The organism is Dyella sp. 01L423, assembly GCF_056399945.1.
Map to the genome: position 1 here is coordinate 18,681 of NZ_JBFTSI010000011.1, position 23,261 is coordinate 41,941.

The following is a 23,261-nucleotide window of genomic DNA, read 5'->3' on the forward strand; positions in this document are numbered from 1 at the left end:
CATTCGTATGACGCGGATGCGCCGAGTGAAGACAGGCTTTGTGCCTTAGTTGTACTGCATCGAGTAGGTCAGGTAGGTCGTGACCAAACCGGACGTGGCGCCCGTATTGGTAGCAAGGTACTGCGCGGCGTAGTTCAGCGTGGCCGTGTTGCCTGCAATGGTCGCTGCAGGCTGGTTGCTTCCTGCGATGAGCGTGGCCCCGCTGGTGACGGCGGCATTCACGGCAAGGTTGATCGGCTGATCGTTGACGGGATTGATCAGCTGCACTTGCACGTTGGTCGCTCCGCCAGATGCCTGGTTGCGCAATGCGCCGGTGGCAGTATCCAGTGCCGGCGTCTGCGTTGTTTCAATCCACAGTGCAGCCGTTTTTCCGTTGGTGCACCGGGCGCCGCCGCCAAGTATCAACGAGAAAGGCGTCTGGCCCGCGGTCGACCCCGCCATTGCCAGGGTGCTGCGGGAAACATCAGGCAACTGGACGGTGACGTCGCCCGTGCCGGTCGCTGCGCCGCCGCCGGTCACCGTGCAGGTGGTGTCGGTCACCGCGCCGTTATAGTTGACGGTGCCGTCCTCAGCGTGGGAGTTCTGGGGAGCGAGCGCTGCAAGACTCAGCGCAGCCGCCAAGGCGGCAGAAAAGAGGGTCCGTTGCATCGATGGTTTCCTTACGAGTGAGTTTTTCATCCAGGCCGATCGCCGTTGCGCACACGCCGCGACGACACCGAACGCCGTGTCGTGATGACGACCGCACGTCATCGTCGCAGCGGACTCGATATTTGCAACGAGAAGGGTCTTAGGCCGCTTCTGGCACGATCCATAGAAGACGCCAAGGATAGGAAGCGGCAAGCACGCCACACAAAGGGTGGCGCATCATCGGGTGGCTCGCGAATCGAAGAGCAACTACAGCCTCATCGGCTTTGATGTGCGTGCCAGGCAAGCCTTTCTGATGGAAATCGAGGCTCATGGAAGGCGTTGCGTGGTGCAAGTACTACACGCTGAAGTGCAGTGGATGGCTGGCCGTGAAGCTTCACTCGTTGCGGGCGACGGCCTGATCCAGCGCGCTCTCGACTAGGCGCAGCTGCGTGTCGATCTCCATGCCAATGGCGCGTGCGAATTTTTCCACCGTCTGTATGGTGGCGGTATCGAGTTGCCGCGGTTGCGGGTCGACGGCGCACAAGGTTCCGAAGAATTGTCCGTAGGCGCGATAGATCGGCACTGCGATGTAACTCTCGAAGCCATACAGCGCCGGCGTGGGATGGCTCGAAAACACCGGGTGCGTGCTCGCATGGTTGAACGTCACCGTTTGACCATGCTGGCGGATGTCGTTGCAGATGGTGGTTTCCAGCACCAGGTCCTGCCCTGCCCGCAATCCGAATTGGATCGCGTCGTACACCGCGCATGCCGTCCATCGCGTGTCCGATACCTTGGCCACGGTGACGAAGCGCATGCTGGTCTCGCGCGACACCGCTTCGAGGATGGCTGCTACGCCGGGCATGCGGGCTATCAGGGCGACATCGCGATTGGTTGTCGCGTTTTCTCCTTTAGCCAGGCTGGAGCCGGGTGCCAGGCGCTCACGCATGCGGCGCTGCAGGCTGAGGCGCGACACGCGATGCACGAAGTCGCGCAGATCGGTGGCCACACTGCGCAGCTGCGTGGCGGGGCCGGTCACGACCAGCTGGCGCGCATCGATGCGCACATCATGCAGTTGGTGCTGCGCCTTGAACTCATCGACTTCGGCAGCGAAGGCTTCGATCCAGTAGTGATCGGGTCGTGCGCTGAGGAAGGCGAGCATGAGGGGCTCGGCCCTGCCCTCGCCATCGACGCAAGGCGCCGGCATATCGAATCCCGCCACGGTCGGCGGCCACACGTACTCGGAAGCGTCCTGTGATGCCATGACGTCGCTGATTCCCCGTAGGTACCGCCCCGGGGGAAGTATGCGCCATGTGATGCTGGTGTGACGCCCTACTAAGGTGTAATACCCCTGCTATCCGTCATCCCTGCGAAAGCAGAATAAGCGCGAAGCGCGTAGAACGCCCGCAGCGGCCCCGAAGGGGTCAGCGCAGCGAGTCATCCGGTGTCTTTGGGGCCACGAAAAGCCAAGGCGCTGGATCCCTGCTTTTGCAGGCATGACGAGCGAAAGGCGACGCGGCGCGTCGGTCATGGGGCGTGCGATATGGGCACCTAAGAGGCTGCAGCTACCGGCGCCGCCACCCGATGCAAGTCCTGCAACGTGGTCGGCAGCAGCTCGCTGATGGTGGGGTGGATGTGTACCGCGTGCGTTACAGTCCGATAGGGCGCATCGGCGTACATCACGTCCAGAAGGCAGTGGATCGCCTCGTCGCCACTGGCGCCGAGGATGGCGGCGCCCAGCAGGCGTTCGCTTTGTCCATCGACGATGACCTTCATGAAGCCCAGCGTCTCGCCTCGCTCGATGGCGCGACCGACGCGCGTCATCGGTCGCACGCCGACCTGCACGTCATGGCCCTTCTGCAGGGCCTCGGTTTCGGTGAGGCCAATTCTTCCCAGGGGCGGGTCGATGTAGAGCGCATAGGCGGGGATGCGATCGGAGATGCGGCGGGGCTCGTTGTCCAGCACGTTGGCGGCGACGATCTCGTAGTCGTTGTACGAGGTGTGGGTAAAGGCGCCGCGTCCGTTGCAATCGCCCATGGCCCAGATGCCGTCGACATTGGTGCGGCACTGATCGTCGACCACGATGTAGCCGTTCTTGTCCAGCTTGACGCCAGCACGGTCCAGGCCGAGATCATCGGTATTCGGACGGCGGCCCACGGCGAGCAGCAGATGCGTGCCATGCACCTTCATGCGTGGCTCGGCGCACTCGGCGATCACGCAGATCTCGCCCGCCGAGCCCTCCAGCTCGATGCACTCCGCACCGAGATGCAGCGTGATGCCTTCGCGCTCGAGGATGTCCACCACGGCGGCGGAGACATCCGGATCTTCGCGCGGCAACAGGCGCTGGCTGCGCTCCACGATGCTGACCTCGGCGCCGAAGCGGCGGAACATCTGGCCGAATTCCAGACCGATATAGCTGCCACCCACGATCACCAGGTGCCTGGGCAGTTCCTGCAGTTCGAGGATGCCGACATTGGTGAGGTACGGCACCGTGCCCACGCCGGGAAAGTCCGGTTCGACCGCACGGCCGCCCACGTTGATGAAGAACTGATCGGCCTCGATCAACTCATCGCCAACGCGCAGCGTGTGAGGTGATTCGAACTTGGCATGGCCGCGAAACAAGGTGACGTTGGCCATGCCAGCCACCCAGTTCTCGACGTTTTCGCGAGAGCGTCCGGAAATGCCCTGCGTACGCTTCCAAACCTGGGTCATGTCTACCGTGATGTCGCCGGTGCCCACGCCATAGTCCGCGGCGCGGCGTCCCATATGGGCCACCTCTGCGCTGGCCACCATGGCCTTGGTGGGAATGCAGCCGGTGTTGACGCAGGTACCGCCCATCAACTTGCGCTCGATCAGGGCCACCTTGCGCCCGGCCGCGCCCAGGCGGCCAGCCAGCGACGGGCCGGCCTGCCCTGCCCCGATTACTACGGCATCGAATCGCTTGCTCATCGTGGCTGCCCAAGGGGATCTCGAAAAACGTTAGCGTGGCACCGTGACGCGTAAGGCCGCGTCAACGATGGAACGGGAAAAGGCTCGTCATCCCTGCGAAAGCAGGGATCCAGTGCCTTTTCTCCTGGTGGCACGAAAGTCGCTGGATCCCTGCTTTCGCAGGGATGACGGGCAAAGAATTCAGTGCACCGCCAGGCGGGCGGCGTGGCTCGCCATGATGCGGTTCTCTTGCGCCGGCAGCACACGCGTCTGTAGTGATGGAAAGCACGGCGCGAGATAGGCCTTGACGCTGTCGCGCGTCGGCTCGTCGTGCTCTCCGATGCCTCCGGTAAAGATCAGCAGATCGACGCCTCCCAGCACGATCGCCATGCCTGCTGCCTGCCGCGCCACCGACAAGGCAAACTGCTCCAGCGCCAGTGCGGCAAGCGGATGATTCTTGGCACCGCGCAGTTCGCGCACGTCGGCACTGAGGTCCGAGATGCCGCGGAGACCCGAGCGGTGTTCCAGCAGATCGTCCAGTTCGCTCGGGCTGGTCTGTCCCTCGCGCAACAGAAATAGCATCACTCCGGGATCAAGATCGCCGGGGCGCGTCCCCATAAGGATACCGCCGGTCGGCGTCATGCCCATGCTGGTGTCGACGGAATGGCCATCGCGCACGGCGGTGAGGCTGGCGCCACTGCCAAGATGGGCGATGATCAGCCGGGCAGGCACCGGCTCCAGCTGCGCCAGGATCGACTCGCACGAAAGGCCGTGAAAGCCATACCGCTGCACGCCCTTGGCCAGCAAGGCATGCGGCAATGGCAGGATCCGTGCGGTATCGGGCAGGCCGCGATGAAAGGCGGTATCGAAGCAGGCGACTTGCGGGGCCTGCGGCAACACCTTCGCCGCATGCCTGACCCATGCAAGCGCCGCGGGAACATGCAGCGGCGCAAAGCTGGCAGCGGCTTCGATCTTCGCGATCACGGCGTCATCGATCAGGCAGTGCTCCCGCAGCCATGGACCGCCGTGCACGATGCGGTGAGCGACCGCATCGATTGTCGTGATGCGCGCGAGTTTCCGCAGCGCATCCAGCGCCGCTTCGTCGCCCTCACCCACTAGTTCCTGCTCCACCAAGCCAGATGCATCGTGATAGTGCAGCTGCCGGCGCTCGCCCCGGGTATCGATCTCACCTACTGCGATTGCTTGCGGCCCGTTGGAGTCCACCTGATAGATGCCGAACTTCAGCGACGAGGAGCCGACATTCAGGGTCAATACCTTCATGCAGGCTGCCATTGCCAGTTGAGGATGTCCGGCAGATCCACACCGTGCTCACTCACATAGAGGCGATGACGTTCGATATCGCTCCAGTAGCGCTGTGCCGCTTCGGCGCGCAAGGGCTCGAGTCTTGGCACGCGATTTATAACGTCTAGGGCGAGCTGAAAGCGGTCGAGGTTGTTGAGCACCATCATGTCGAACGGCGTGGTGGTGGTTCCCTCTTCCTTGTAGCCGCGCACATGGATGTTGTCGTGGTTGTGCCGCCGATACGTAAGCTTGTGAATGATGCCCGGATAGCCATGGAACGCGAAAATCACCGGCCGGTCGCGCGTGAACAAGCGATCGAACTCGTCGTGATCCATGCCGTGCGGATGCTCGTCGGAGGTCTGCAGCGTCAGCAGGTCGACCACGTTGACCACGCGGATGCGCAAGTCGGGGATGCGCTGGCGCAGCAGCATCACTGCCGCCAAGGTTTCCACCGTGGGCGCGTCGCCGGCGCAGGCCAGCACCACGTCCGGATCGTCATCGCCGTGGCCGGCCCAATGCCAGATGCCGGCGCCGGCCGTGCAGTGGGCGATGGCCGATTCGATATCCAGCCACTGCCAGTCCGGCTGCTTGCCGGAGATGATCAGGTTCACATAGTGGCGGCTGCGCAGGCAGTGATCTGCCACCGACAGCAGGCAGTTGGCATCCGGCGGCAGGTAGATGCGTACGATCTCCGCTTTCTTGTTCGCCACATGATCGATAAAACCCGGATCCTGGTGTGAAAAGCCGTTGTGATCCTGGTGCCACACATGCGAGCTGAGCAAGTAATTGAGCGAGGCGATCGGCGGACGCCAGGCCATGGTGCGCGTCACCTTCAACCACTTGGCATGCTGGTTGAACATCGAGTCGATGATGTGGATGAACGCCTCGTAGCAGTTGAACAAACCGTGGCGGCCGGTGAGCAGATAGCCTTCCAGCCAGCCCTGGCATTGATGCTCGCTGAGCACTTCCATCACGCGGCCATCGGGCGCCAGATTCATGTCGGTATCGACGGTCTCGGCCATCCATACTTTTGGCGAGACTTCGTAAACCGCTTCCAGCCGATTGGAGGCGGTCTCGTCCGGACCGAACAGGCGGAAGTTGCCGGTATCGCGATTGAGCGCCATGACGTCGCGCAGCCAACGACCGAGATTGCGTGTGGCCTCGGCCTTGAGCGCACCGGGTCGTTCGAAGCTCAACGCGTGATCGCGGAAATTGGGCATGCGCAACGGCTTGAGCAAGCTGCCGCCATTGGCGTGCGGATTGGCGCTCATGCGCCGATGACCGGTGGGCGGCAGTTCGGCCAATTCATCGATCAGCGTGCCGTTGCGATCGAACAGCGCCCGCGGTTCGTAGCTCTGCATCCACTGCTCGAGGATCTGCAGATGCCCGGGCTTGGCCATGTCCGACAGCGGCACCTGATGAGCGCGCCAGGTGCCCTCGACCGGCAGGCCGTCCACATAGGCCGGTCCCGTCCACCCCTTGGGTGAGCGCAGCACGATCATCGGCCAGCGCGGCCGCGCAGCGGCACTGGCACCGGCGCGGCGAGCGCGGCTCTGGATCCGACGAATCCGCGATAAGCAGCCATCCATCGCGGCGGCAAAGGCGACATGCATCAGCGCGGGAGCGCTGCCCTCGACAAAAATCGGGTCGTGGCCGTAACCCTGCAGCAAATATTTCAGCTCGCGGTCACCGATGCGCGCCAGCACCGTGGGGTTGGCGATCTTGTAGCCATTCAAATGCAGGATCGGCAGCACCGCGCCGTCGCGCGCGGGATTGAGGAATTTATTGGAGTGCCAGCTGGTGGCGAGCGGCCCGGTCTCCGCCTCGCCATCGCCGACGACGCAGGTGACGATCAAGTCGGGGTTATCGAAGGCCGCGCCATACGCATGCGACAAGGAGTAGCCCAGCTCGCCGCCCTCGTGGATCGAGCCCGGCGTCTCGGGCGCCACATGGCTGGGCACGCCGTACGGCCAGGAAAATTGGCGGAACAACTGGTGCATGCCTTCGCGATCGCGACCGACGTGCGGATATACCTCGGTATAGGAGCCTTCCAGATAACTGTTGGCAACCAGCCCGGGACCGCCATGGCCCGGCCCGATCACGTAGATCATATTGAGATCGTGCTGCCGGATGAGCCGGTTCAGATGCACGTAGATGAAATTGAGCCCGGAGGTGGTGCCCCAGTGGCCCAGCAGGCGCTGCTTGACGTGCTCCAGCCGCAGCGGCTCCTCCAGCAAGGGGTTGTCGCGCAGGTAGATCTGGCCGACGGTGAGATAGTTCGCTGCATTCCAATAGCGATGCATCCGGTCCATCAGGACGGGATCGAGTGACGGCATGGCGCGCTTCCTCGGGTCCGGAACTCAAGGCTCCGGATCGTGCCAATCGCCGCGTGCAGGGGCCGTCATCGGCCGCCAGGGCGTGCGTCAGCGCGCCCTGGGCATCACATCGAGCTCGTTGGTGACTTCTTTGACGCCGTTGACCTGCCGCGCGACAGTCTCGACCCGCAACGACTCGGTATCGTTCTTGACCGGGCCGCGCAGCACGATGGCGCCATCGGAGACGATCACTTCCACGCGGTGTCCCGCGTCGGAAAGCGACGCATCGTTCGCCAGCGCCTTGCGCACCGCGGCTTGCAGTTGCGCGTCGGCGGAACTATGCACTTGCGATGCCGCTTCCTGCGGGGTTGCTGCCTGAAAAGCCATTGCCGGGCCGGCAGCGAGCATCACCAACCACCCCATGACATGAGCTTTCATACGATTGCCTCGTCGCGTATCGGGCCTGATCTGCGACTTTATTTATCGTCGAACGCCGTGAAACGCACGTGCATTTTGCCTTTGGCTAGCCGACCCGACATGGCCGCAGCCCGGCTGCCTAGGCGAAAAGAGACCGCCCCTACGTGAGAGGCGGTCGGACATCCCTGTTTGTTCTGTCCGTCCCGTGACAGGCCGCCATATTCCCAGGATTTCGCTGACAGGAAAATCGGATGAGTCTGAGATTGACATTCCGATCTCCGATGGAGGTATCCACCGCCCGCCCGGGCGACTTCTTGATCAGGCCTACGATGCGCCGGGACTCACCACGATCACCGGCCCTGTTCCCGCCACTCGATGCATGTTGATGATCAGCCGCCGAAGCCTCCGCTGAGAGTCCTCTGATTTGCGGCTGGCTTTCGCCGAACCATGCGCCGCACAAATTAAAGTGATCGCAAGATCATCACTGCGAAATGTATTTTTATGTCTCTGCGTACCATCGTTGCCGATGACCATCCGATCGTTCGGGTCAGCGTCATCGCGGAAATCCAGAAAGTCGCCGGCGTGGACGTCGTTGCCGAAGCACACTCGCCGCAGGAACTCCTGGCGACGTTGCAGAACACACCTTGCGACCTCGTCATCACGGATTTCAGCATGCCGGGCCCTGCGGGCGATGACGGCATGGAGCTGCTGGAACAAATCCGTGGCCGCTGGCCGGATATCCAGGTCATCGTGCTCACCATGCTGTCCAACGCCGGCCTGCTAAACGCCATCCGTTCCAAGGGCGTTGCAGCATTGCTCAGCAAATCGGACCGTCTCGACGACATCACCAGCGCTATTCGCGCGATCAAGGCGGGCGAAGGCTATATGAGCGCGTCGGTGGTGCGCCTGCTCGGCCTTTCCGCCGGAAGCGTGCGCGAGGACGGATTGCTCGCCCTGACCGAAAAGGAAATCGAAGTGTTACGGCTGTTTGTCGCGGGCTCCACGATCTCGGAGATCGCCGCCAAGCGCGAACGCAGCGTCAAGACCATCAGCCATCAGAAGATGAGCGCGATGCACAAGCTCGGCATACGCAACGATCCTGAGCTGTACAACTACGCGCACGAACACGGGCTAGGTTGAGCTCCGTAGCGACCCGCCGAGCACCAGGCTCGGCGGGTCTTCTTGCTTACTTGCCGAAGTCATACCCCACTTCGAGATACACCGAGCGACCCAGCGCGTTGTACAGGGTCACGTCGTAGTACGGCCAGTTGCCGTTGGTCGTGTCGGTCGGCGGACGCTTGTTGGCGATATTGTTGACCACCAGCGAGATCGTCGTCTTCGGCATGATCTTGTAGTTCACGCTGCCGTTGAAGGTGATCCACGGGCCGATGTCCTTCTCGGTGCCGATGGAGTTCCAGGAACGGCCATTGCGGATGCCATAGAGCGTGCTGCTCCACTTGCCGATATTCCAGGTGGCCGTGCCGCTGACCCTGCTCTTGAACTCGTCCGAGTTGGCGCAGCACAGGTAATTGGTCACCGGATCGCCGGCCTTTTCCTGATAGGTGTGCTTGAGTTCGTCGTAGTAGTCCAGGCTAAACAGGAAGCTGCCAATGGACGACGTCTTGAAGTGATAGTTCAAGCTGGACTGGATACCGGTCTGGTATTCCGTGGCCACGTTGATCGGATAGGTATCCACTTCCGACACGCCGCCCGGATTCACCGGATCGGTGGACGGCAGGCGCTTCACTTCACCCAGCACTTCGCGGCAGGTCGGCGAGTTGATGTCGAACTTGGTCTCGCCATTCTCGGACGTGCCCAGGCGGCAGTTGGCCTCCTGCTGCAGGATTTCGTCGCTGCTCAGCGTCACCACTTCGTTGGAGATGCGAATGGCGTTGTAATCCACCGACCAGCTCAGGTTGTTGTCCGCCGTCGACCAGACGAAGCCATAGGTGAACGACTTGGCCGTGATGTCCTTGAGGTTGGTGTTGCCGGACGACACCGCCAACATCGACGTGCCCGACTGCGCGCAATCGCCGTAGTTCTGCGAGTTGTAGCCCTCCTGGCGACACTTGTAGTAGTCGGTCGACTGCGAATAGCCGCTGCTATGGGAGGAGAACAGGTAGAACATGTCCGGTGCGCGGAAGGCCGTGGCGTAGCTGCCGCGCAGCAGCAGCGTGTCGATCGGGCGATATTCCAGGCCGAGCTTGTACGTGGCCTTGCCGTTGCCGGTGCCCGCGTAGCTGTACTTGTCATAGCGCGAGGACACGTTGGCGATCAGCGTCTCAAACAAGGGAATGCGCATCTCGCCACCAAAGGCGTACTGGCTGCGCTTGCCCGATGCGGTGGTGCTGCCGGTCACGCCGCGATAGTAGCCCTCGGCGGCTGCCGGGCTGGCCGAGCTGTTGTCGAAACGCTCGTTGCTGTTCTGCACGATGGCAGCGAAGCCCACGTCGCCCGCGGGCAGCGAGAACAGCGAAGTGGTGTTGGCGGTGAGGGTTTCGTTCTGCGTCCAGGCCATCGACTGGGAGATGTTGGGCGCAGTGAACTGATCGTACAGGGCACGCGTCAGCGGTTGATACAATCGATCTAAATTCGGCGCGTAAATAGCGTAGCCATTGGGGTCGGTGCCCAGCTGCGGCCCGAGGTAGTAATCGTCGATGCCGTTGGCGGCGAGGAAGTCGGTCGACTTGCGCGTCACGTTGGACTGCGATCGGTTGTAGTAGCCGTCGTAGTTCCAGCTCGAGTTGCCGATGCTGCCGCGCACGCCGAGGCTCACGTTGTACGTGCGGGTGAACACGTGCTGGTCCTGCGCATCGGAGCCCACTTCCTCGGGCGCAAAGATGCGCTGCCATTCCTCGTACTGGCCGCTGGTCTTGTTGTAGAACGTGTTGTTCCAGAACGGACTGCCGCCGTTGTAGGTCGGATTGCTGTAGCTGTACAGCATGTCCGCATACAGCTCAGTGCTGTCGTTGAGGTGATAGCGCGCAAACAGGGATCCGTTCGCATCGGTGCTCTTGTTGGCCAGCGTGGCATAGCTCACGTTGTTCGGGCTGCCGCAGTAATAGCCCAGGCTGGAGCCGGCGCGGTAGCTGTACGCAGTGGTGCCGTTGTACAGATAGCTCAGCGGCGCGCAGGTGGCCGCGCCCGGATCGACGTAGTGCGGATTGTCGCCTTCGGCCAGGCGCAGGAAGGTGCGCGAGGGCACGCCGGGCTTGCCGGTCGGATCGTCGTTATAGGAATCGATGTAGCTGCGCTGATAGGCCCAGATCGGATTTTCCTGCGACAGCTGCAGGCCGCCGCTCAGTTCCAAATTGCCCCAGGTGTGGCCCGAGCTCACCTGCAGGCGCTTGCTGGCGCCGCCGCCGTCGCTGTAGTCGCCGTAGCGGAAGCTGACGTGCGTGCCGTCGATGTGATCCTTCATCACGATGTTGACCACGCCGGCGATCGCCGCCGAGCCATAGATCGAGGACTGGCCACCAGTCAGCACGTCGATATGGTCGATCAGGCCCACCGGAATATTGGCGATGTCGGTGATGTTGTTGTTGCCGTTGTACGCGAGCGGATAGCTCGCCATCGGCCGGCCGTTGAGCAGGGTGAGGGTGAAGCTGGGATTGAGGCCGAACAGGCTGACGGTCTTGGCGCCTGGCGTGTAGCCGCCGGTGAACTGCGGGTCCTGCACGGAACCGTTGGCAATCGGCAGCGAACGCAGCGCGTCGAATGTATCGGTAAAGCCCTGCTGGTCGATGTCCTTGGCGGTGATGGTGGTGATGGGCGACGGCCCTTCGATCTGCGCGCGCGGAATCAGCGAGCCGGTCACCGTCACCGCTTCGAGTTTCTTGGTCTTCTTTTCATCGGTGGCCGTGGCGACTGGCGGCGTGCTGTTGTCCTGCGCCGAAGTCGACTGTGCGGCCGGCGCTGGCGCTGCAACATCGTTGTCCCCGGCCAGCGCCTGTCCGATCGACAAGGCCAGCAAACTGACTGCAAATGCACTTACTACGTGAGCTTTCATAAACAGCGGTTCTCCCCGGAATGTGCTCACCGCCCCTCTAAGACGGCTTGCTAAGACAAACCTCGCCACCGTCTCTGGCCGACGGCAAAACGAAGACAAAAACTCCCCTATGCCGCAGAAGGTCGCCTTCCGCGGGCCAGGCCTTTCCTTGTTGGATCAACTCAGGGCGTAGGCGCTAACCCAAGCCATTCCACCTCTGACAATGCAACCCCTTGCGATGCTTCGACATGTTCCGCACGCCACCGGTAGTGCGCGTAAGTCCCCTGGTGCGCCACACCGAATGCGCGCGTCTGTCGACGCCATGGAAATGCTTCGCCGCGACGTTCATCCAGGCTGACCCAGTGAACGCCATCGGTTGAACCTTCGAACTTCCAACTCTTCGGATCGCGACCCGCCTTCGCCGACGACGTCAGCGTGTACATCGAAATTTCACGCGGCTGGTCGAGATCCAGTTGTACGGTGGGCTGCGAACCCTTGAGCGACGCTTCGGTATCGGACGTGTTGTCGCTCAACGCGTGCGCTGCGCTGTCGTCGCCCGCGACCACGACGTGCGCCCCCTTGCTGTCGGCAAAGTCGACCAGCGGCGCCGGCGCCTTCGAGCCCGACGTCTGCGACGGCAGTCGCGCGTCGCCGTCCGCACTGCCCCACTGGGACGGTGCCGCGCCCATGCGGAAGTCCAGCACCGCGCCGCTGGCCAGATCGGCATGCGCCAGCCAGCTACGGTCGTAAGCCTTGCCGTTGAGCGTCATGCTCTGGATATAGCGATTTCGATCGCTCACATCAGGCGCACGGATATCGATGGTCTTGCCGTTATCCAGATGAATGATCATGTGCGGGAAATACGGCGCACCAATCGCATAGGTCGGCGTACCCATGCGCAGCGGATAGAAACCCGCGGCACTGAACACCCACCATGCGGACATCTCGCCGTTGTCTTCGTCGCCCGGATAACCCTGGCCGATCTCGCTGCCGATATACAGGCGCGACAGCGCATCGCGCACCTTGTCCTGCGTCTTCCACGGCTGGCCGACCAGGTCGTACATGTAGAGGATGTGGTGCGACGGCTGGTTGCTGTGGCCGTACTGGCCCATGCGCACGTCGCGCGCTTCGAGCATCTCGTGGATGATCCCGCCGTATTCGCCCACGTTGAAATCGGTGCCGGCGTCGAAGAACGCGTCGAGCTTCTTGGCCAGCCCATCGAGGCCGCCATAGAGATTGGCCAGCCCCTGCCCGTCCTGCACGCCTTCGAAGGTCATGTTCCAGGCATTGGTTTCGGTGTAATCGCCGCCCCATGCCTTGGGATCGAAATGCTCGGCATCGGTGCGCCAGGAACCGTCCGGCTTGCGGCCCACGAAGAAGCCGACTGCCGCGTCGAACAGGTTCACGAAGTTCAGCGAGCGGCTGTGGAAGTAGCGGGCGTCGTCGGCATAGTGCGCGGCATAGGGATCGTTCGCCTCATGCCCGGCGGCCAAGGTCTGCGCCAGCTCGCCGATGCCGAAGTCGTTGAGATAACCGGCCATCGACCACGACAGCCCTTCGTCGGTGCTGTTGTCGATATAACCCTTGAACACCGAGCGTTCGATGCCCTTGCGGCCGGCGCCGGGAATCTCGCTGACGACCGTCGCATCCTTCAGGGCGGCTTGATAGAACGAGTGCACGTCGAAGTTACGGATGCCCTTGTTCCAGGCATCCGCAAACGCGACATCGGCGCTCGTGCCCACCATCAGGTCGGCGTAACCCGGCGATGACCAGCGCGCGATCCAACCGCCGTCGCGATACTGCTGCACGAAGCCGTCGATCATCTCGCCCGCTTGTGTTGGCGTCAGTAGCGCATACGCCGGCCATGCCGTGCGATAGGTATCCCACAGGCCGTTGTTGACATAAGGCTTGCCAGCGACGATGCGCGCGCCAGTCTGCGTCGGAGTATTGGCACCCGTGGCGGCAGAGAACGGGCTGGCGTAGCGATAATCCGGCTTCGCCGCCGTGCCGACGTTTTCGTACGCCTCGTTCGGATACAGGAACAGGCGATACAGGTTGGAATACAGCGTCACCTTGTCGGACGCGCCGGCGCCGGGAATCTCGATGTGCCCGAGCATCTCGTTCCAGCGCGTCGCAGCACGTGCCTGCACGCTGTCGAAGGTGTCGTTGTCCGCAATCTCCTGGGCGAGATTGCACTTGGCCTGTTCCAGACTGATCAGCGAGGTGGCGATACGCATCGTCACCGTCTTTTCCGCGCCCGTGTCGAAGCCGAACCACGCGCCCACGTGATCGCGGCCCTGCGCGCTCAGTCGGCCGCTCTCGGTGACGGGCCGGTCGAAGCTGGCGAAGAAGAACAAGCGCGTCGCGCCCGTGGACAGATGGCTGGCCACATCGGAATAACCGCTGATGCTGCCGTGCTGCGGATCGAGCTCGATCCCGGCCTTGTCATTGCGGTTATCGAACACCAGCTGCGAGCGACCACCCTTGAAGGTGAAGCGCATCATGGCCGCATGACTGGTCGGCGTCATCGCCGCGCTGATGCCGTTGTCGAAGGTGACCTGATACAGATCGGCGCGTGCGGTTTCGTGATCGTGGGTGAAGCTCAGTGAGCGAGCGTCGCGATCCAGAGGCGGCGCCCCGCTGGCCACGGCCGCCGGCATGATCTGGAAAGTCTGGCGATCGCCCATCCACGGGCTGGGCTCGTGGCTCAGTGCAAAGGCCTGGATGCGGGGATGGTTATCCGGGCCGTTGCGATCCTGGTACTGGTAAATCCAGTCCGAGCCGGCCTGCGTCGTCGGCGTCCAGAAATTGAAGCCGTGTGGCAATGCCACCGCAGGAAAATTATTGCCGCGCGAGAAATGCGCGTTCGCATTGCTGCCGCGACGCGTGTCCACATACGTGTTTGGCGACGCGTCGGCCACTGCGGCGACATCGCCCAGGCGCATATCGTCGATATATCCGTGGAAGGCCGCCGTACCCTTGGGCGCCGCTTCCACCAGTTCGATCGCGGCCACCGTCTTGCCGGCAGCCACCGCACCCACGTTGATGTCGAGCGCATTCCACTGGTTGTCGTGCAACATGCGCGCAGCGCCCTGCGCGGCTGGGCTCGCGGGCACGCGGTGCTGATCGTAGGCTTGCAGCGAGGACAGCCGCGTGCCGTCGGTGAACACCAGGTCCACCGCGACGTATTGCGCCAGGCCACGCGCCTCTCCGCTCGGATCGGCGGGAAGCACGACATAGGAAAGATGCGTGTTCGCCGTCACGGGCTGCTTCGCGTGAAACAGCACGGTGCGCCGATCGTGCGCGTCGCTGACCGCGTCCGCGTCATAACGAAGGCTGTGCGTACCGGTGAAACCGACTCCCGGCTTGGAGGTGAGGGATTCCTCCTTGCCGGGGCCGGACACCACACTCATGCGCCAGCCTTTGACGCTGGCCGAATCGGGTTGGGCGTCGCCGGTTTCGAACGAGGTGGCAAAGCCCTGGGGCGGCGTCGTCGCCGCGTGCGCTACTGACGCAAGGCCCAAGGCGACAGCGAGACTCATCACCTGGCGACGCATGCCTTGCGCCACCGTGATGCCATGCATAGCCGTCCGCTTATTCATCCACGCTCTCCGCAATCCAGTCCGCCCAACATCGGGTGATGCACGCTCGTTGCCGCTTACGCTTTCGGCGGCGGGAACGACGGCGGCGCCTTGGCGATATCGCTGCCCCATGCCTTATTGGCCTGCGCACCCAGGGTAAATTCAAGCTTCCCGCCATGCTCGGCAAAACTTGCCGGCAACCACGGGCTATCGTGCGACTTGCCGTTCACGCTCAGCGACTGCACGAACGGTGTCTGCGCCGAAGCCGATGGTGCGGCAATCACCACGTCGCCCTGTGTGCGATGAATCACTGCATGGGTAAACAACGGGCTGCCGAGGATGAGTTCGCCACGCCCCGGAATGGCCGGATACATGCCGAGCGCGGACCACACATACCAGGACGACATTTCGCCCAGGTCGTCATTGCCGGGAATGCCTTCGGGCGTGTTCTTCCACAGCGTGTTCACCACGATGCGCACGGCTTCCTGCGTCTTGGACGGCTGGCCGACAAAGGCGTACAGCCACGGCGTGCCTATGGACGGCTCATTGTCGAGCTCGGCATGCAACGGGCCGGCCTCAGTCAGCGCCCACTTGCCCTTGTCGTCGTGGAAGAACCGATCCAGACGAGCCGATGCCTTCTCGATGCCACCCATCTGGTCGAACAGGCCACGCACGTCGAACGGCACCATCCACAGATAGACCGCCGCGCTGCCTTCGACAAAGCCATCGTCGGCCTCGGGCTTGAACGCCGGCCAGCTGCCATCGGCGTTGCGGTTCTGGATATAGCCGCCGTCCGGTGCCGCCTTGGGATTGAACAGATTGCGCCAGTAGCCGGCACGGGTCAGGAATTGCGCTTCGTTCTTCTTGTCGCCGACGCGGGCAGCAAGTTGCGAGAGCGCAAAATCGGCCGTCACGTCTTCCAGCGTTTCCGCTGCGCCGCCCCAGGCATGCGAGGTGGTGGCGATGTAGTGCAGCTTGAGCCACTGGTCCAGTGACGGACGCTGGCCCACGCACTCCACGTTGCAGCCGTCATCGGAGAGATCGTTGGCAGTCGTCACGGTCGCAGCCGTCAGCAGCGAGGCGTAAGCGCCCTTGAGATCGAAATCGTGGCCGCCGAACGCATCGATCGCCGCCAGCGCCGGCACCGCCGGGTCGCCGCTCATCACGTGCGTGCCCCCGTTGTTATGCGTCCAGCGATCCCACTCGCCGTTGTTCTGCTTGGCCTGGTTGAACAGCGACTGCGCGATATCGCTGCCCACGTCCGGATACAGCCAGGTGACCAGCTGCAACTGCGAGCGGTACACATCCCAACCGGAGAAGTTGGCGTACTGCACGCGCTGCTTGCCTTCGACGCGATGTACCTGCTGGTCGAAACCGCGGTATTCGCCGTTGACGTCGCTGAACACATTGGGATGCAGCAGCGAGTGGTAGAGCGCGCTGTAGAACGTCGTGCGCTCATCGGCGCTGCCGCCGGTGATGGCGACCTTGCCGAGCGCGTCGTTCCATGCCAGGCGGGCCTTGGCCTGCACCTGCGCCACCGACTGCCCCGCGGGAATCTCCGCCGCGAGATTGGCCTTGGCGTTGTCGAGGCTCACGTACGAGATGCCTACGCGCACGTTCACGGCGCCCTTGGCCGGATCAAAACCCAGCCATACGCCCGAGCCCTTGCCCGCGGTGGGGAAGCCCTTCGCGTCGTAACCCGTGCCGCCCTGCGCCGCCGTCTTTCCGGGCTGCACGTCGCCGTCATGCCAGGCGCCGGTGGAGGCGAACGGCTGATCGAATTGCGCCACGAAGTACAGCGTGTAGTAGCTGCGCTGATCGGCCTTGGCCAGATAGCCGCAGAAATTGCCGCTGGTGACTGAGCCGGTGACGGTGTGCGTGGCGCGATCGATGCTGACGTTCGCATCGCTGCTGCCCACTTCGGAATCGGAGGTGCGAATCAGCAGATTGGCCGGCTTGTTGGCAGGGAACGTAAAGCTGCCGATGCCACTGCGCGTCGCCGCGGCCAGCGCCACCTGCACGTCATTGGCCAGGCGCACGCGATACGCGCCGGCCGTGGCCTGCTCGTTGGCGTGCGTGTAATCGCTGGCATAGGTGGCGTCGGTGAGATCAGCCGACGGCGAGCTCTGCACGGCCGTGGTCACCGGCATGAAGGGGACATCGCCGCTGGCGCCCGCACAACCGGCGCCGGAGATATGCGTGAGACTCAAGCCGCGGATGCGCGGCGCGTCGTACAGATAACCGCTGGGCGAAGCAGTACGGGTGTGCTTGCCGCGGGTGTTCTCCGGACTCCACTGCAGCATGCCGAACGGAAGCACCGCACCCGGATAGGTGTTGCCGCCATGGCGGCTACCGATCAACGGATTGACCTCGTCCGCCGGCTGACTCGCGCCCTGCGCCAGCAAAGGCGACGCGGCCGCCATCGACACGCCACACGCCAGCGCCGCGATCCACGCGCGACGAAGCCCCTGCCTACCCGACAAGCCCTGCCCCATGCCACCTCTCCCCGACGGACGTTTAGCCGTCTTCACGTATTTAGATCGATCTAAATTGAGCATCTAAAAAAAGGCCACGAAGTGATGGACCCGGTTCACGGATGACAGCGACTTGTGCCTGTCCCCAACTCTAACCTGCTTTGCCGCCGGGATGCTTGCTGCAACGCAAAATAGGCCCAGAGGTCACCACTTGGCCAAATGGCAAGGGACGCCGAAAGAGCCTTCGCGGTGACCAGCTATCGCATCGCACTGTCCTGCGATCCACGATCGAAAGCGGACCTCTGAACGATGAAGCGAGCGGCCTCCTTCGGCAACGGCCGGCCCGACAAGCGATTCGCCGGCCACTTCTCACCTCGTCTTCGCCGAGACACCAGTAACGTTCCGGAGCTGCGCTCCGGTGAAGTCGTTGCCACGCGCTCCCCATACCCAACCAGCGCGAGGAGGATGAAATGATCAAGGTGGTGCAGGCGTTTGATCGCCAACTGATGACTGAGCTGCCGAGCGATGACGCCAAGGCCCTGGAGGCGAAGCTCGCCACGGCGTACCGGCTGTTCAAAGACCGATCCAGCTGGCTCAAGCCGTATGAACGCATAGAGATTCTGCATAAGCTCGCGACGCTCATGGAAAGCAAGCGCGAGCACTTTGCCAAACAGATCGCTCGAGAAGGCGGCAAGCCCTACGCCGATGCGCTGGTGGAGACTGATCGGGCCATCGATGGCGTTCGAAACGCCGCGGAGATTCTTCGAACCAGTGCGGGCCGTGAGATTCCCATGGGGATCACCAAGTCCAGTGACCATCGCCGGGCGTGGACGATTGAGGAACCCATTGGAGTGGTCGCTGCCATTTCAGCCTTCAACCATCCGCTGAATCTGATCGTTCACCAGATTGCGCCGGCGATGGCGACGGGCTGCCCCGTCATCGTCAAGCCCGCGACCACCACGCCTCTCAGCTGCCTGGATCTCGTCGCGCTGGTGCACGAAGCAGGCATGCCGGAGGGTTGGGTGCAAACCTTCCTGCCCGAGGAACGCGACCTCGCCGAAGCGCTCGCAACGGATTCGCGGGTGGCATTCCTCAGTTTCATCGGCTCGGCGCGGGTCGGCTGGTACCTTCGCTCGAAGCTCGCTCCCGGCGCCCGTTGCGCACTCGAGCACGGTGGTGCAGCCCCTGTGATCGTCGACAGGAGCGCCGATCTCGACAAGATCATCGAGCCCATTGCCAAGGGCGGTTACTACCATGCTGGGCAGGTTTGCGTATCCGTCCAGCGCATCTACGTCCATGAGCATATTCAGCAGGAATTCCTCGAACGATTCGCACGCCGGGTGACGTCCTTGAATGTCGGCGATCCGGTGCTGCCGCAAACGGAAGTGGGGCCGCTCATCCTGCCTGCTGAATCCGATCGCGTGCAAAGCTGGATCGACGAGGCTGTAGCGGCCGGCGGGCGCCTGATCGGAGGTGGCCGCGTCAGCGAAACGACGTTGAAGCCATCCATCCTGGTTGATCCGCCCAAAGACGCCAAGGTGTCCACGCTCGAGGTGTTCGGCCCGCTTACCTGCGTCTATCCGTTTCGAACGCTGGACGACGCCATTACAGCCGCGAACTCGCTTCCCGTCGCGTTCCAATCGAGTATTTTCACGCGCGAACTCGCCCCTGCTTTCGAAGCCGCCGAACGCCTGGACGCATCAGCCGTGATGATCAACGACCACACGGCCTTCCGCGTCGACTGGATGCCGTTCGCCGGCCGCCATGTATCGGGGCACGGCATCGGCGGCATTCCGTACACCATGCACGAGATGACGGCCGAGAAGATGATTGTCTTCAAGAGCTAGCGATAGCCCATGCATGGCGCGCTTGGTCGACGCGATCCTTCTCTGCCTGAAAGCGCTGTGGCAAGAGGCTTCTCATGCTCGGCTCGCGAATTGAAGTGCCCTTCCCGGAACGTCCGCTTTTGGGCCGGTCATTTCGAGAAGGGCTTCAACTCTACTTGTCTTCCGAAATCGTCATGCCACCTATGCTCACGCCAAGATCGATGCCTTGGCCCGCGCCTGATAGCGCGAGTGAGACCTGGCCCTTGGTGAGCACCTGTGCCGTGCCGGATTTCACGGCACCTGCGCTGGCATCCGCCTGCGCGTAAGTGCCGAGCACATCGCTGATCTTGGTGATATCGCTGAAATTGCCGATGCCATTGTCAATGCGCGATTTACCAGCTGTCAGCCCACCGCCATGACTTTCGATCTTGACCTTCATGGTTTGACCGTTGGTGCAAGTAACCACACCTTGACCGCTCGTGTGCTTGTAGATCACCGACCAGCCGGACAGGCTGAACCGCATAGTGCATTCCAGGGCAGCGGCACTGACGATTTGCGAGAGGGTTAGCGCGCACATCACCAAGGATGTCTGAACGAGGCGTCGACCTTTCATAGGATGACTCCGTGACTGAGGGTGGAAGTTCCAGCTATCCATCGCGTGTTGGATGACGCAACACCTAAGTCCTGATGACGGTGACCGGGGTCAAGATCATCGATTTTCCGCGGCCATACGACCGCAGCGGCTCATCGTCCCGCAAAGCCGTGCTTGAGCAAACCGTAGTTTTACGGAAGGTTGGGCTTACCAGGCAGTCCATGCGGCACTGGGTGGGAGGGTCCACTGCGGGTCGGAAGCAGATCTCACCAGGGTCTAAGCGCTTCTACAGATGGGAGTGACTTTGGAGCATCCCCGGAGTAGCCACATACCTCGAGGCCGGCAAGATCTCCGTCGCGCTCAAAAACAAAAATGCCGCTGTGCTCTCCACCCTCCCCGAATACGAAATCGGAAAGTACACCCATGCCCCCCTTTGCGGGAGGCTTTCCGGGGATAACTAGATCGAAGCTTGCACAACCGCAGGGGCACTTTCGAGGCGACACCCGCACCAACTCAACCTGCGGCAGATAGGTCTTGGCGGACTCAATACCATTGACTAGTAGCCATCGAAGGAGCTTCTCCTCCTCAGTGGTCATCGCCCTGTACATTGCAGTGACGTTCAAGCTGTGCGCTCCATCCATGTCCGCTTCGGGTCGAAAGCGGACCTTATGCACCCCAATAGATTGCCCACTCTCTACTCGCGGCCTGGCCAGGAGCCACTTGAGCGCCACTGACTTAAATATGCGTTCGCTTGCTCCTCAGTGATCTCGTCATCAACCAGATCAAAGTCGCCTCTCATGAAATCGTTCAACAGCGGCTCAACATCAGTATGGCTATCTGACCAAGTGCCGTCCTTCTTAGCTCGCCACAAACCATGCAGTCCAAAGTCGGAAGGCGACGTGCTCACGCTTCTATAGATTTCTCGCACGCTCCCCGTTGGGTAGCTGACTGCGTAGTAATTGTAGTCACTCATGCTGGATTCCCGGGCCTGCGATTGATGATGTGCTCAGCCCAGGCACGTCGAGATTAGACGTACACAGACTGGCTTACTCTGCCGTTCCAAGCAAAATTGCCCGGACGACTTTGTATTCCTCTAGCCTCACGTAATCTCGCTCTGTCGGCGCCGCTATCCGCGAAAGATCCATGTTCTCGGCGTTATCGGCTAGCTTTACGGCGAGCGCAATAGGATCTTTCTTTGCTCTGCGGGCTGCATCCAATCGAGATTCGCCTCTACGCTTCGTCAGTGCATCGACAGCAGCGAGCACCTCTTGCGAAAACCCCTCGCCCCCTAGAATCTCCAGCGTCACGTCGGAGTCCTCGACAAGATCGTGAAGCACTGCGACGATCCTTTCAGGCACTGACTGCATTCGAAGCATTACGCGAAGCGGGTGGAGAATGTAAGGCTCCCCGCCTTTATCGACCTGGCCCGCGTGTGCCGTAGCCGCAATTGCTATTGCGCGTTCGAGAGTCGCCATACCCTCTTCCCCCTTAAAGTCAAGCGTTGGCCAGAACTCATGTATCCGTTAAGGGAAATGTCCGCCCCGAGTCGGAAGCGGACGTTCCTAGAACATAGCCAACAGTACCCGACCGCAACCCTGCCAAGCACCAACCGGGCGTTCAGTGTTTGCCGGATTTGATATTAAGCCCTACCGGAATACCCAGAATGCACCGCAAGGAATGCGCACGCCGCCCCGCCGCGTTTAGCGCTGCCCAATTGATTGCAGGCGACCGGCACTTTCTTGATACATGCACACCGGCGAAGTCGGATATGTGAGCGCGACTGAGCTAAAATTGGGCCACCCCAAGTGAGCCCGGTTTCCGGATGACCGGCGAAAGCGGTCTTCGCCAGGCGCGGCGCATACCGACAACATGGACGTGGGCTTGGTCCCAGCCAGGATCACGAATTGACAAGTGCAACGCCCAAGGGCCATGGGGCGCGGCACGACAGGACAAGCAATGATCAACAACGACGTACTACGAAGCGTTCGCTACATGCTCGATCTCAGCGACAACAAAGTTGTCGAAATCACCAAACTGTCTGATGCCGACATCCCGATCGATAGATTGAACGTGCAAGCGTTCCTGAAGAAGGACGATGAAGAGGGTTATGCCGAGTGCAGCAATCAGGTACTCGCACACTTTCTTGATGGCCTGGTCTTTTACTATCGCGGTAAAGATGAAAGCCTCCCGCCACGACCGATTGAAAGACGCGTTACCAACAACGTGGTGATGAAAAAGCTTCGTGTCGCCTTCCAGCTCAAGGATGTCGACATGCACCAAGCTTTCCACGATGCCGGTTTCCCGATCTCCAGGCCGGAACTCACCGCCCTATTCCGCCAGCCCGGTCATAAGAATTTCCGCCTCTGCGGAGACCAGCTGCTTCGAAACTTCCTTAAGGGATTGACGCTGCGCGTACGGGGGAAAGGCTGAACGTACCCGAAGGCGCTCGCGCTTCAGATCAATGGACGGAAACGAGGGTCAGCGTGGGAAACGAGCAATAACGGGGTCAGGTTCACTTCTCGAACCAAAGGCCGCGATATAAGTGAACTTGACCCCGTTATGGCCCCCGAAGTGCATCGAGAAGAAGTGCCACAGTCTTAGACGCCTTGTCGGAACAAAATCTTGGGTTGTCGACTTTGACTTTAACAACCTCGCCTTGCACAACCGCGTCCACCAGATCCGATTCGCCATCCATAACACCGCACGACACAGCTTTTCCGTTGTAAGCCTTCAAAACCTCAGTGAGCTTCTTCAGTCGAACCAGATCGTGCACCGGTTTCTCGGCTCCTAGACTGGCCGCTTTGACGAGCAACCTTCCCTGATCATGGGTCGACACGCTTTCGAATGAGCGCTGCATGCGATTAGACACTATAGATCCGGTGACCGCGCCGGACATGTAATCGCGGGTCCAGACGCGGAGCTCAAAGTCGGCGGTCGACGTTAACGGTGCAAGCCCGGCGGCACGCGCGTATTCGCGCGCAGCGGGTTTGACATCCTCCGGAAAAAAGCTGGAAGGCTGGCTCTCAGCAGCAAAGGAAATGAACGCGAACAACAGAACCGCTAGACTGTTGAGTTTCATCCAAACCTGAGCCACTTCCCGGGGTGATTTTCGTCGAATTTTGAGCCACCTCCTACCACCCTCCGCTCACGACACGAGCGGGAGTAACGGGAGTGATCGACGTGGCCCTATTGAGCGTAATCCGACGCTGGCACC

At 61.8% G+C, this 23,261-nt stretch carries 16 protein-coding genes; 3 read left to right on the top strand and 13 right to left on the bottom strand.

The window, feature by feature from the left end:
• Positions 1–45 precede the first annotated feature (45 nt).
• The 6 genes from AC1DMY_RS20315 to AC1DMY_RS20340 form a co-directional block, all read right to left on the bottom strand.
• Positions 46–678 (bottom strand): fimbrial protein, encoded by a 633-nt coding sequence (locus tag AC1DMY_RS20315; RefSeq protein ID WP_477166667.1) that lies wholly within the window; start codon positions 676–678, stop codon positions 46–48.
• 343 nt (positions 679–1,021) lie between these two features.
• A complete protein-coding gene (locus AC1DMY_RS20320) occupies positions 1,022–1,888 on the bottom strand; it encodes a GAF domain-containing protein (protein ID WP_477166668.1) in 867 nt (288 codons plus the stop codon).
• 287 nt (positions 1,889–2,175) lie between these two features.
• Positions 2,176–3,573 carry an FAD-containing oxidoreductase gene (locus tag AC1DMY_RS20325; protein WP_477166669.1) on the bottom strand — a complete coding sequence of 466 codons (1,398 nt, stop codon included), beginning with the start codon at positions 3,571–3,573 and terminating at the stop codon, positions 2,176–2,178.
• A 180-nt stretch (positions 3,574–3,753) separates the two neighbouring features.
• Entirely contained in the window at positions 3,754–4,833 is a 1,080-nt protein-coding gene (locus AC1DMY_RS20330) for an acetate/propionate family kinase (protein WP_477166670.1), read from the bottom strand.
• On the bottom strand, positions 4,830–7,190 hold the full coding sequence (locus AC1DMY_RS20335) for a phosphoketolase family protein (protein ID WP_477166671.1): 2,361 nt from the start codon (positions 7,188–7,190) through the stop codon (positions 4,830–4,832). Before AC1DMY_RS20335 ends, AC1DMY_RS20330 begins: the two co-directional genes overlap by 4 nt.
• A gap of 87 nt (positions 7,191–7,277) precedes the next feature.
• The gene (locus AC1DMY_RS20340) at positions 7,278–7,607 is read right to left on the bottom strand and encodes a BON domain-containing protein (RefSeq protein WP_477166672.1); all 330 of its coding nucleotides are present in this window, start codon (positions 7,605–7,607) and stop codon (positions 7,278–7,280) included.
• 480 nt (positions 7,608–8,087) lie between these two features.
• Between AC1DMY_RS20340 and AC1DMY_RS20345 the strand changes: the two genes are divergently transcribed.
• Positions 8,088–8,726 (top strand): response regulator, encoded by a 639-nt coding sequence (locus tag AC1DMY_RS20345; protein WP_477166673.1) that lies wholly within the window; start codon positions 8,088–8,090, stop codon positions 8,724–8,726.
• A gap of 46 nt (positions 8,727–8,772) precedes the next feature.
• Here the strand turns inward: AC1DMY_RS20345 and AC1DMY_RS20350 are convergent, their stop codons facing one another.
• The 3 genes from AC1DMY_RS20350 to AC1DMY_RS20360 all read right to left on the bottom strand — a co-directional run bounded on the left by AC1DMY_RS20350 (position 8,773) and on the right by AC1DMY_RS20360 (position 17,650).
• Complete coding sequence (locus tag AC1DMY_RS20350) at positions 8,773–11,595, bottom strand: TonB-dependent receptor domain-containing protein (protein ID WP_477166674.1); 2,823 nt, start codon at positions 11,593–11,595, stop codon at positions 8,773–8,775.
• A 161-nt stretch (positions 11,596–11,756) separates the two neighbouring features.
• Positions 11,757–15,176 carry a GH92 family glycosyl hydrolase gene (locus tag AC1DMY_RS20355; RefSeq protein WP_477166675.1) on the bottom strand — a complete coding sequence of 1,140 codons (3,420 nt, stop codon included), beginning with the start codon at positions 15,174–15,176 and terminating at the stop codon, positions 11,757–11,759.
• 56 nt (positions 15,177–15,232) lie between these two features.
• Positions 15,233–17,650, bottom strand: a complete 2,418-nt coding sequence (locus AC1DMY_RS20360) for a GH92 family glycosyl hydrolase (protein ID WP_477166676.1) — start codon at positions 17,648–17,650, stop codon at positions 15,233–15,235.
• A 449-nt stretch (positions 17,651–18,099) separates the two neighbouring features.
• Here AC1DMY_RS20360 and AC1DMY_RS20365 point away from each other — a divergent pair, with 449 nt between their 5' ends.
• A complete protein-coding gene (locus AC1DMY_RS20365; RefSeq protein WP_477166677.1) occupies positions 18,100–19,476 on the top strand; it encodes an aldehyde dehydrogenase family protein in 1,377 nt (458 codons plus the stop codon).
• 151 nt (positions 19,477–19,627) lie between these two features.
• Here AC1DMY_RS20365 and AC1DMY_RS20370 read toward each other — a convergent pair whose 3' ends face one another.
• The 3 genes from AC1DMY_RS20370 to AC1DMY_RS20380 form a co-directional block, all read right to left on the bottom strand.
• Positions 19,628–19,978 (bottom strand): hypothetical protein, encoded by a 351-nt coding sequence (locus tag AC1DMY_RS20370; protein WP_477166678.1) that lies wholly within the window; start codon positions 19,976–19,978, stop codon positions 19,628–19,630.
• Between the two features lie 763 nt (positions 19,979–20,741).
• Positions 20,742–21,020, bottom strand: a complete 279-nt coding sequence (locus AC1DMY_RS20375; RefSeq protein WP_477166679.1) for a hypothetical protein — start codon at positions 21,018–21,020, stop codon at positions 20,742–20,744.
• 73 nt (positions 21,021–21,093) lie between these two features.
• A complete protein-coding gene (locus tag AC1DMY_RS20380) occupies positions 21,094–21,522 on the bottom strand; it encodes an HD domain-containing protein (RefSeq protein WP_477166680.1) in 429 nt (142 codons plus the stop codon).
• Positions 21,523–22,003: 481 nt separating this feature from the next.
• Here AC1DMY_RS20380 and AC1DMY_RS20385 point away from each other — a divergent pair, with 481 nt between their 5' ends.
• Complete coding sequence (locus tag AC1DMY_RS20385; RefSeq protein WP_477166681.1) at positions 22,004–22,477, top strand: YehS family protein; 474 nt, start codon at positions 22,004–22,006, stop codon at positions 22,475–22,477.
• Positions 22,478–22,604: 127 nt separating this feature from the next.
• Here AC1DMY_RS20385 and AC1DMY_RS20390 read toward each other — a convergent pair whose 3' ends face one another.
• Positions 22,605–23,126, bottom strand: a complete 522-nt coding sequence (locus AC1DMY_RS20390; RefSeq protein WP_477166682.1) for a hypothetical protein — start codon at positions 23,124–23,126, stop codon at positions 22,605–22,607.
• Positions 23,127–23,261: the final 135 nt, after the last annotated feature.

Excerpts from the sequence above, each read along its gene's own strand:
- AC1DMY_RS20325 (WP_477166669.1), bottom strand. The coding sequence starts at position 3,573 with ATGAGCAAGCGATTCGATGCCGTAGTAATCGGGGCAGGGCAGGCCGGC.
- AC1DMY_RS20370 (WP_477166678.1), bottom strand. The coding sequence starts at position 19,978 with ATGCGGTTCAGCCTGTCCGGCTGGTCGGTGATCTACAAGCACACGAGC.
- AC1DMY_RS20320 (WP_477166668.1), bottom strand. The coding sequence starts at position 1,888 with ATGGCATCACAGGACGCTTCCGAGTACGTGTGGCCGCCGACCGTGGCG.
- AC1DMY_RS20350 (WP_477166674.1), bottom strand. The coding sequence starts at position 11,595 with ATGAAAGCTCACGTAGTAAGTGCATTTGCAGTCAGTTTGCTGGCCTTG.
- AC1DMY_RS20390 (WP_477166682.1), bottom strand. The coding sequence starts at position 23,126 with ATGAAACTCAACAGTCTAGCGGTTCTGTTGTTCGCGTTCATTTCCTTT.
- AC1DMY_RS20385 (WP_477166681.1), top strand. The coding sequence starts at position 22,004 with ATGATCAACAACGACGTACTACGAAGCGTTCGCTACATGCTCGATCTC.
- AC1DMY_RS20330 (WP_477166670.1), bottom strand. The coding sequence starts at position 4,833 with ATGAAGGTATTGACCCTGAATGTCGGCTCCTCGTCGCTGAAGTTCGGC.
- AC1DMY_RS20315 (WP_477166667.1), bottom strand. The coding sequence starts at position 678 with ATGAAAAACTCACTCGTAAGGAAACCATCGATGCAACGGACCCTCTTT.
- AC1DMY_RS20365 (WP_477166677.1), top strand. The coding sequence starts at position 18,100 with ATGATCAAGGTGGTGCAGGCGTTTGATCGCCAACTGATGACTGAGCTG.
- AC1DMY_RS20340 (WP_477166672.1), bottom strand. The coding sequence starts at position 7,607 with ATGAAAGCTCATGTCATGGGGTGGTTGGTGATGCTCGCTGCCGGCCCG.
- AC1DMY_RS20375 (WP_477166679.1), bottom strand. The coding sequence starts at position 21,020 with ATGAGTGACTACAATTACTACGCAGTCAGCTACCCAACGGGGAGCGTG.
- AC1DMY_RS20360 (WP_477166676.1), bottom strand. The coding sequence starts at position 17,650 with ATGGGGCAGGGCTTGTCGGGTAGGCAGGGGCTTCGTCGCGCGTGGATC.
- AC1DMY_RS20335 (WP_477166671.1), bottom strand. The coding sequence starts at position 7,190 with ATGCCGTCACTCGATCCCGTCCTGATGGACCGGATGCATCGCTATTGG.
- AC1DMY_RS20355 (WP_477166675.1), bottom strand. The coding sequence starts at position 15,176 with ATGAATAAGCGGACGGCTATGCATGGCATCACGGTGGCGCAAGGCATG.
- AC1DMY_RS20380 (WP_477166680.1), bottom strand. The coding sequence starts at position 21,522 with ATGGCGACTCTCGAACGCGCAATAGCAATTGCGGCTACGGCACACGCG.
- AC1DMY_RS20345 (WP_477166673.1), top strand. The coding sequence starts at position 8,088 with ATGTCTCTGCGTACCATCGTTGCCGATGACCATCCGATCGTTCGGGTC.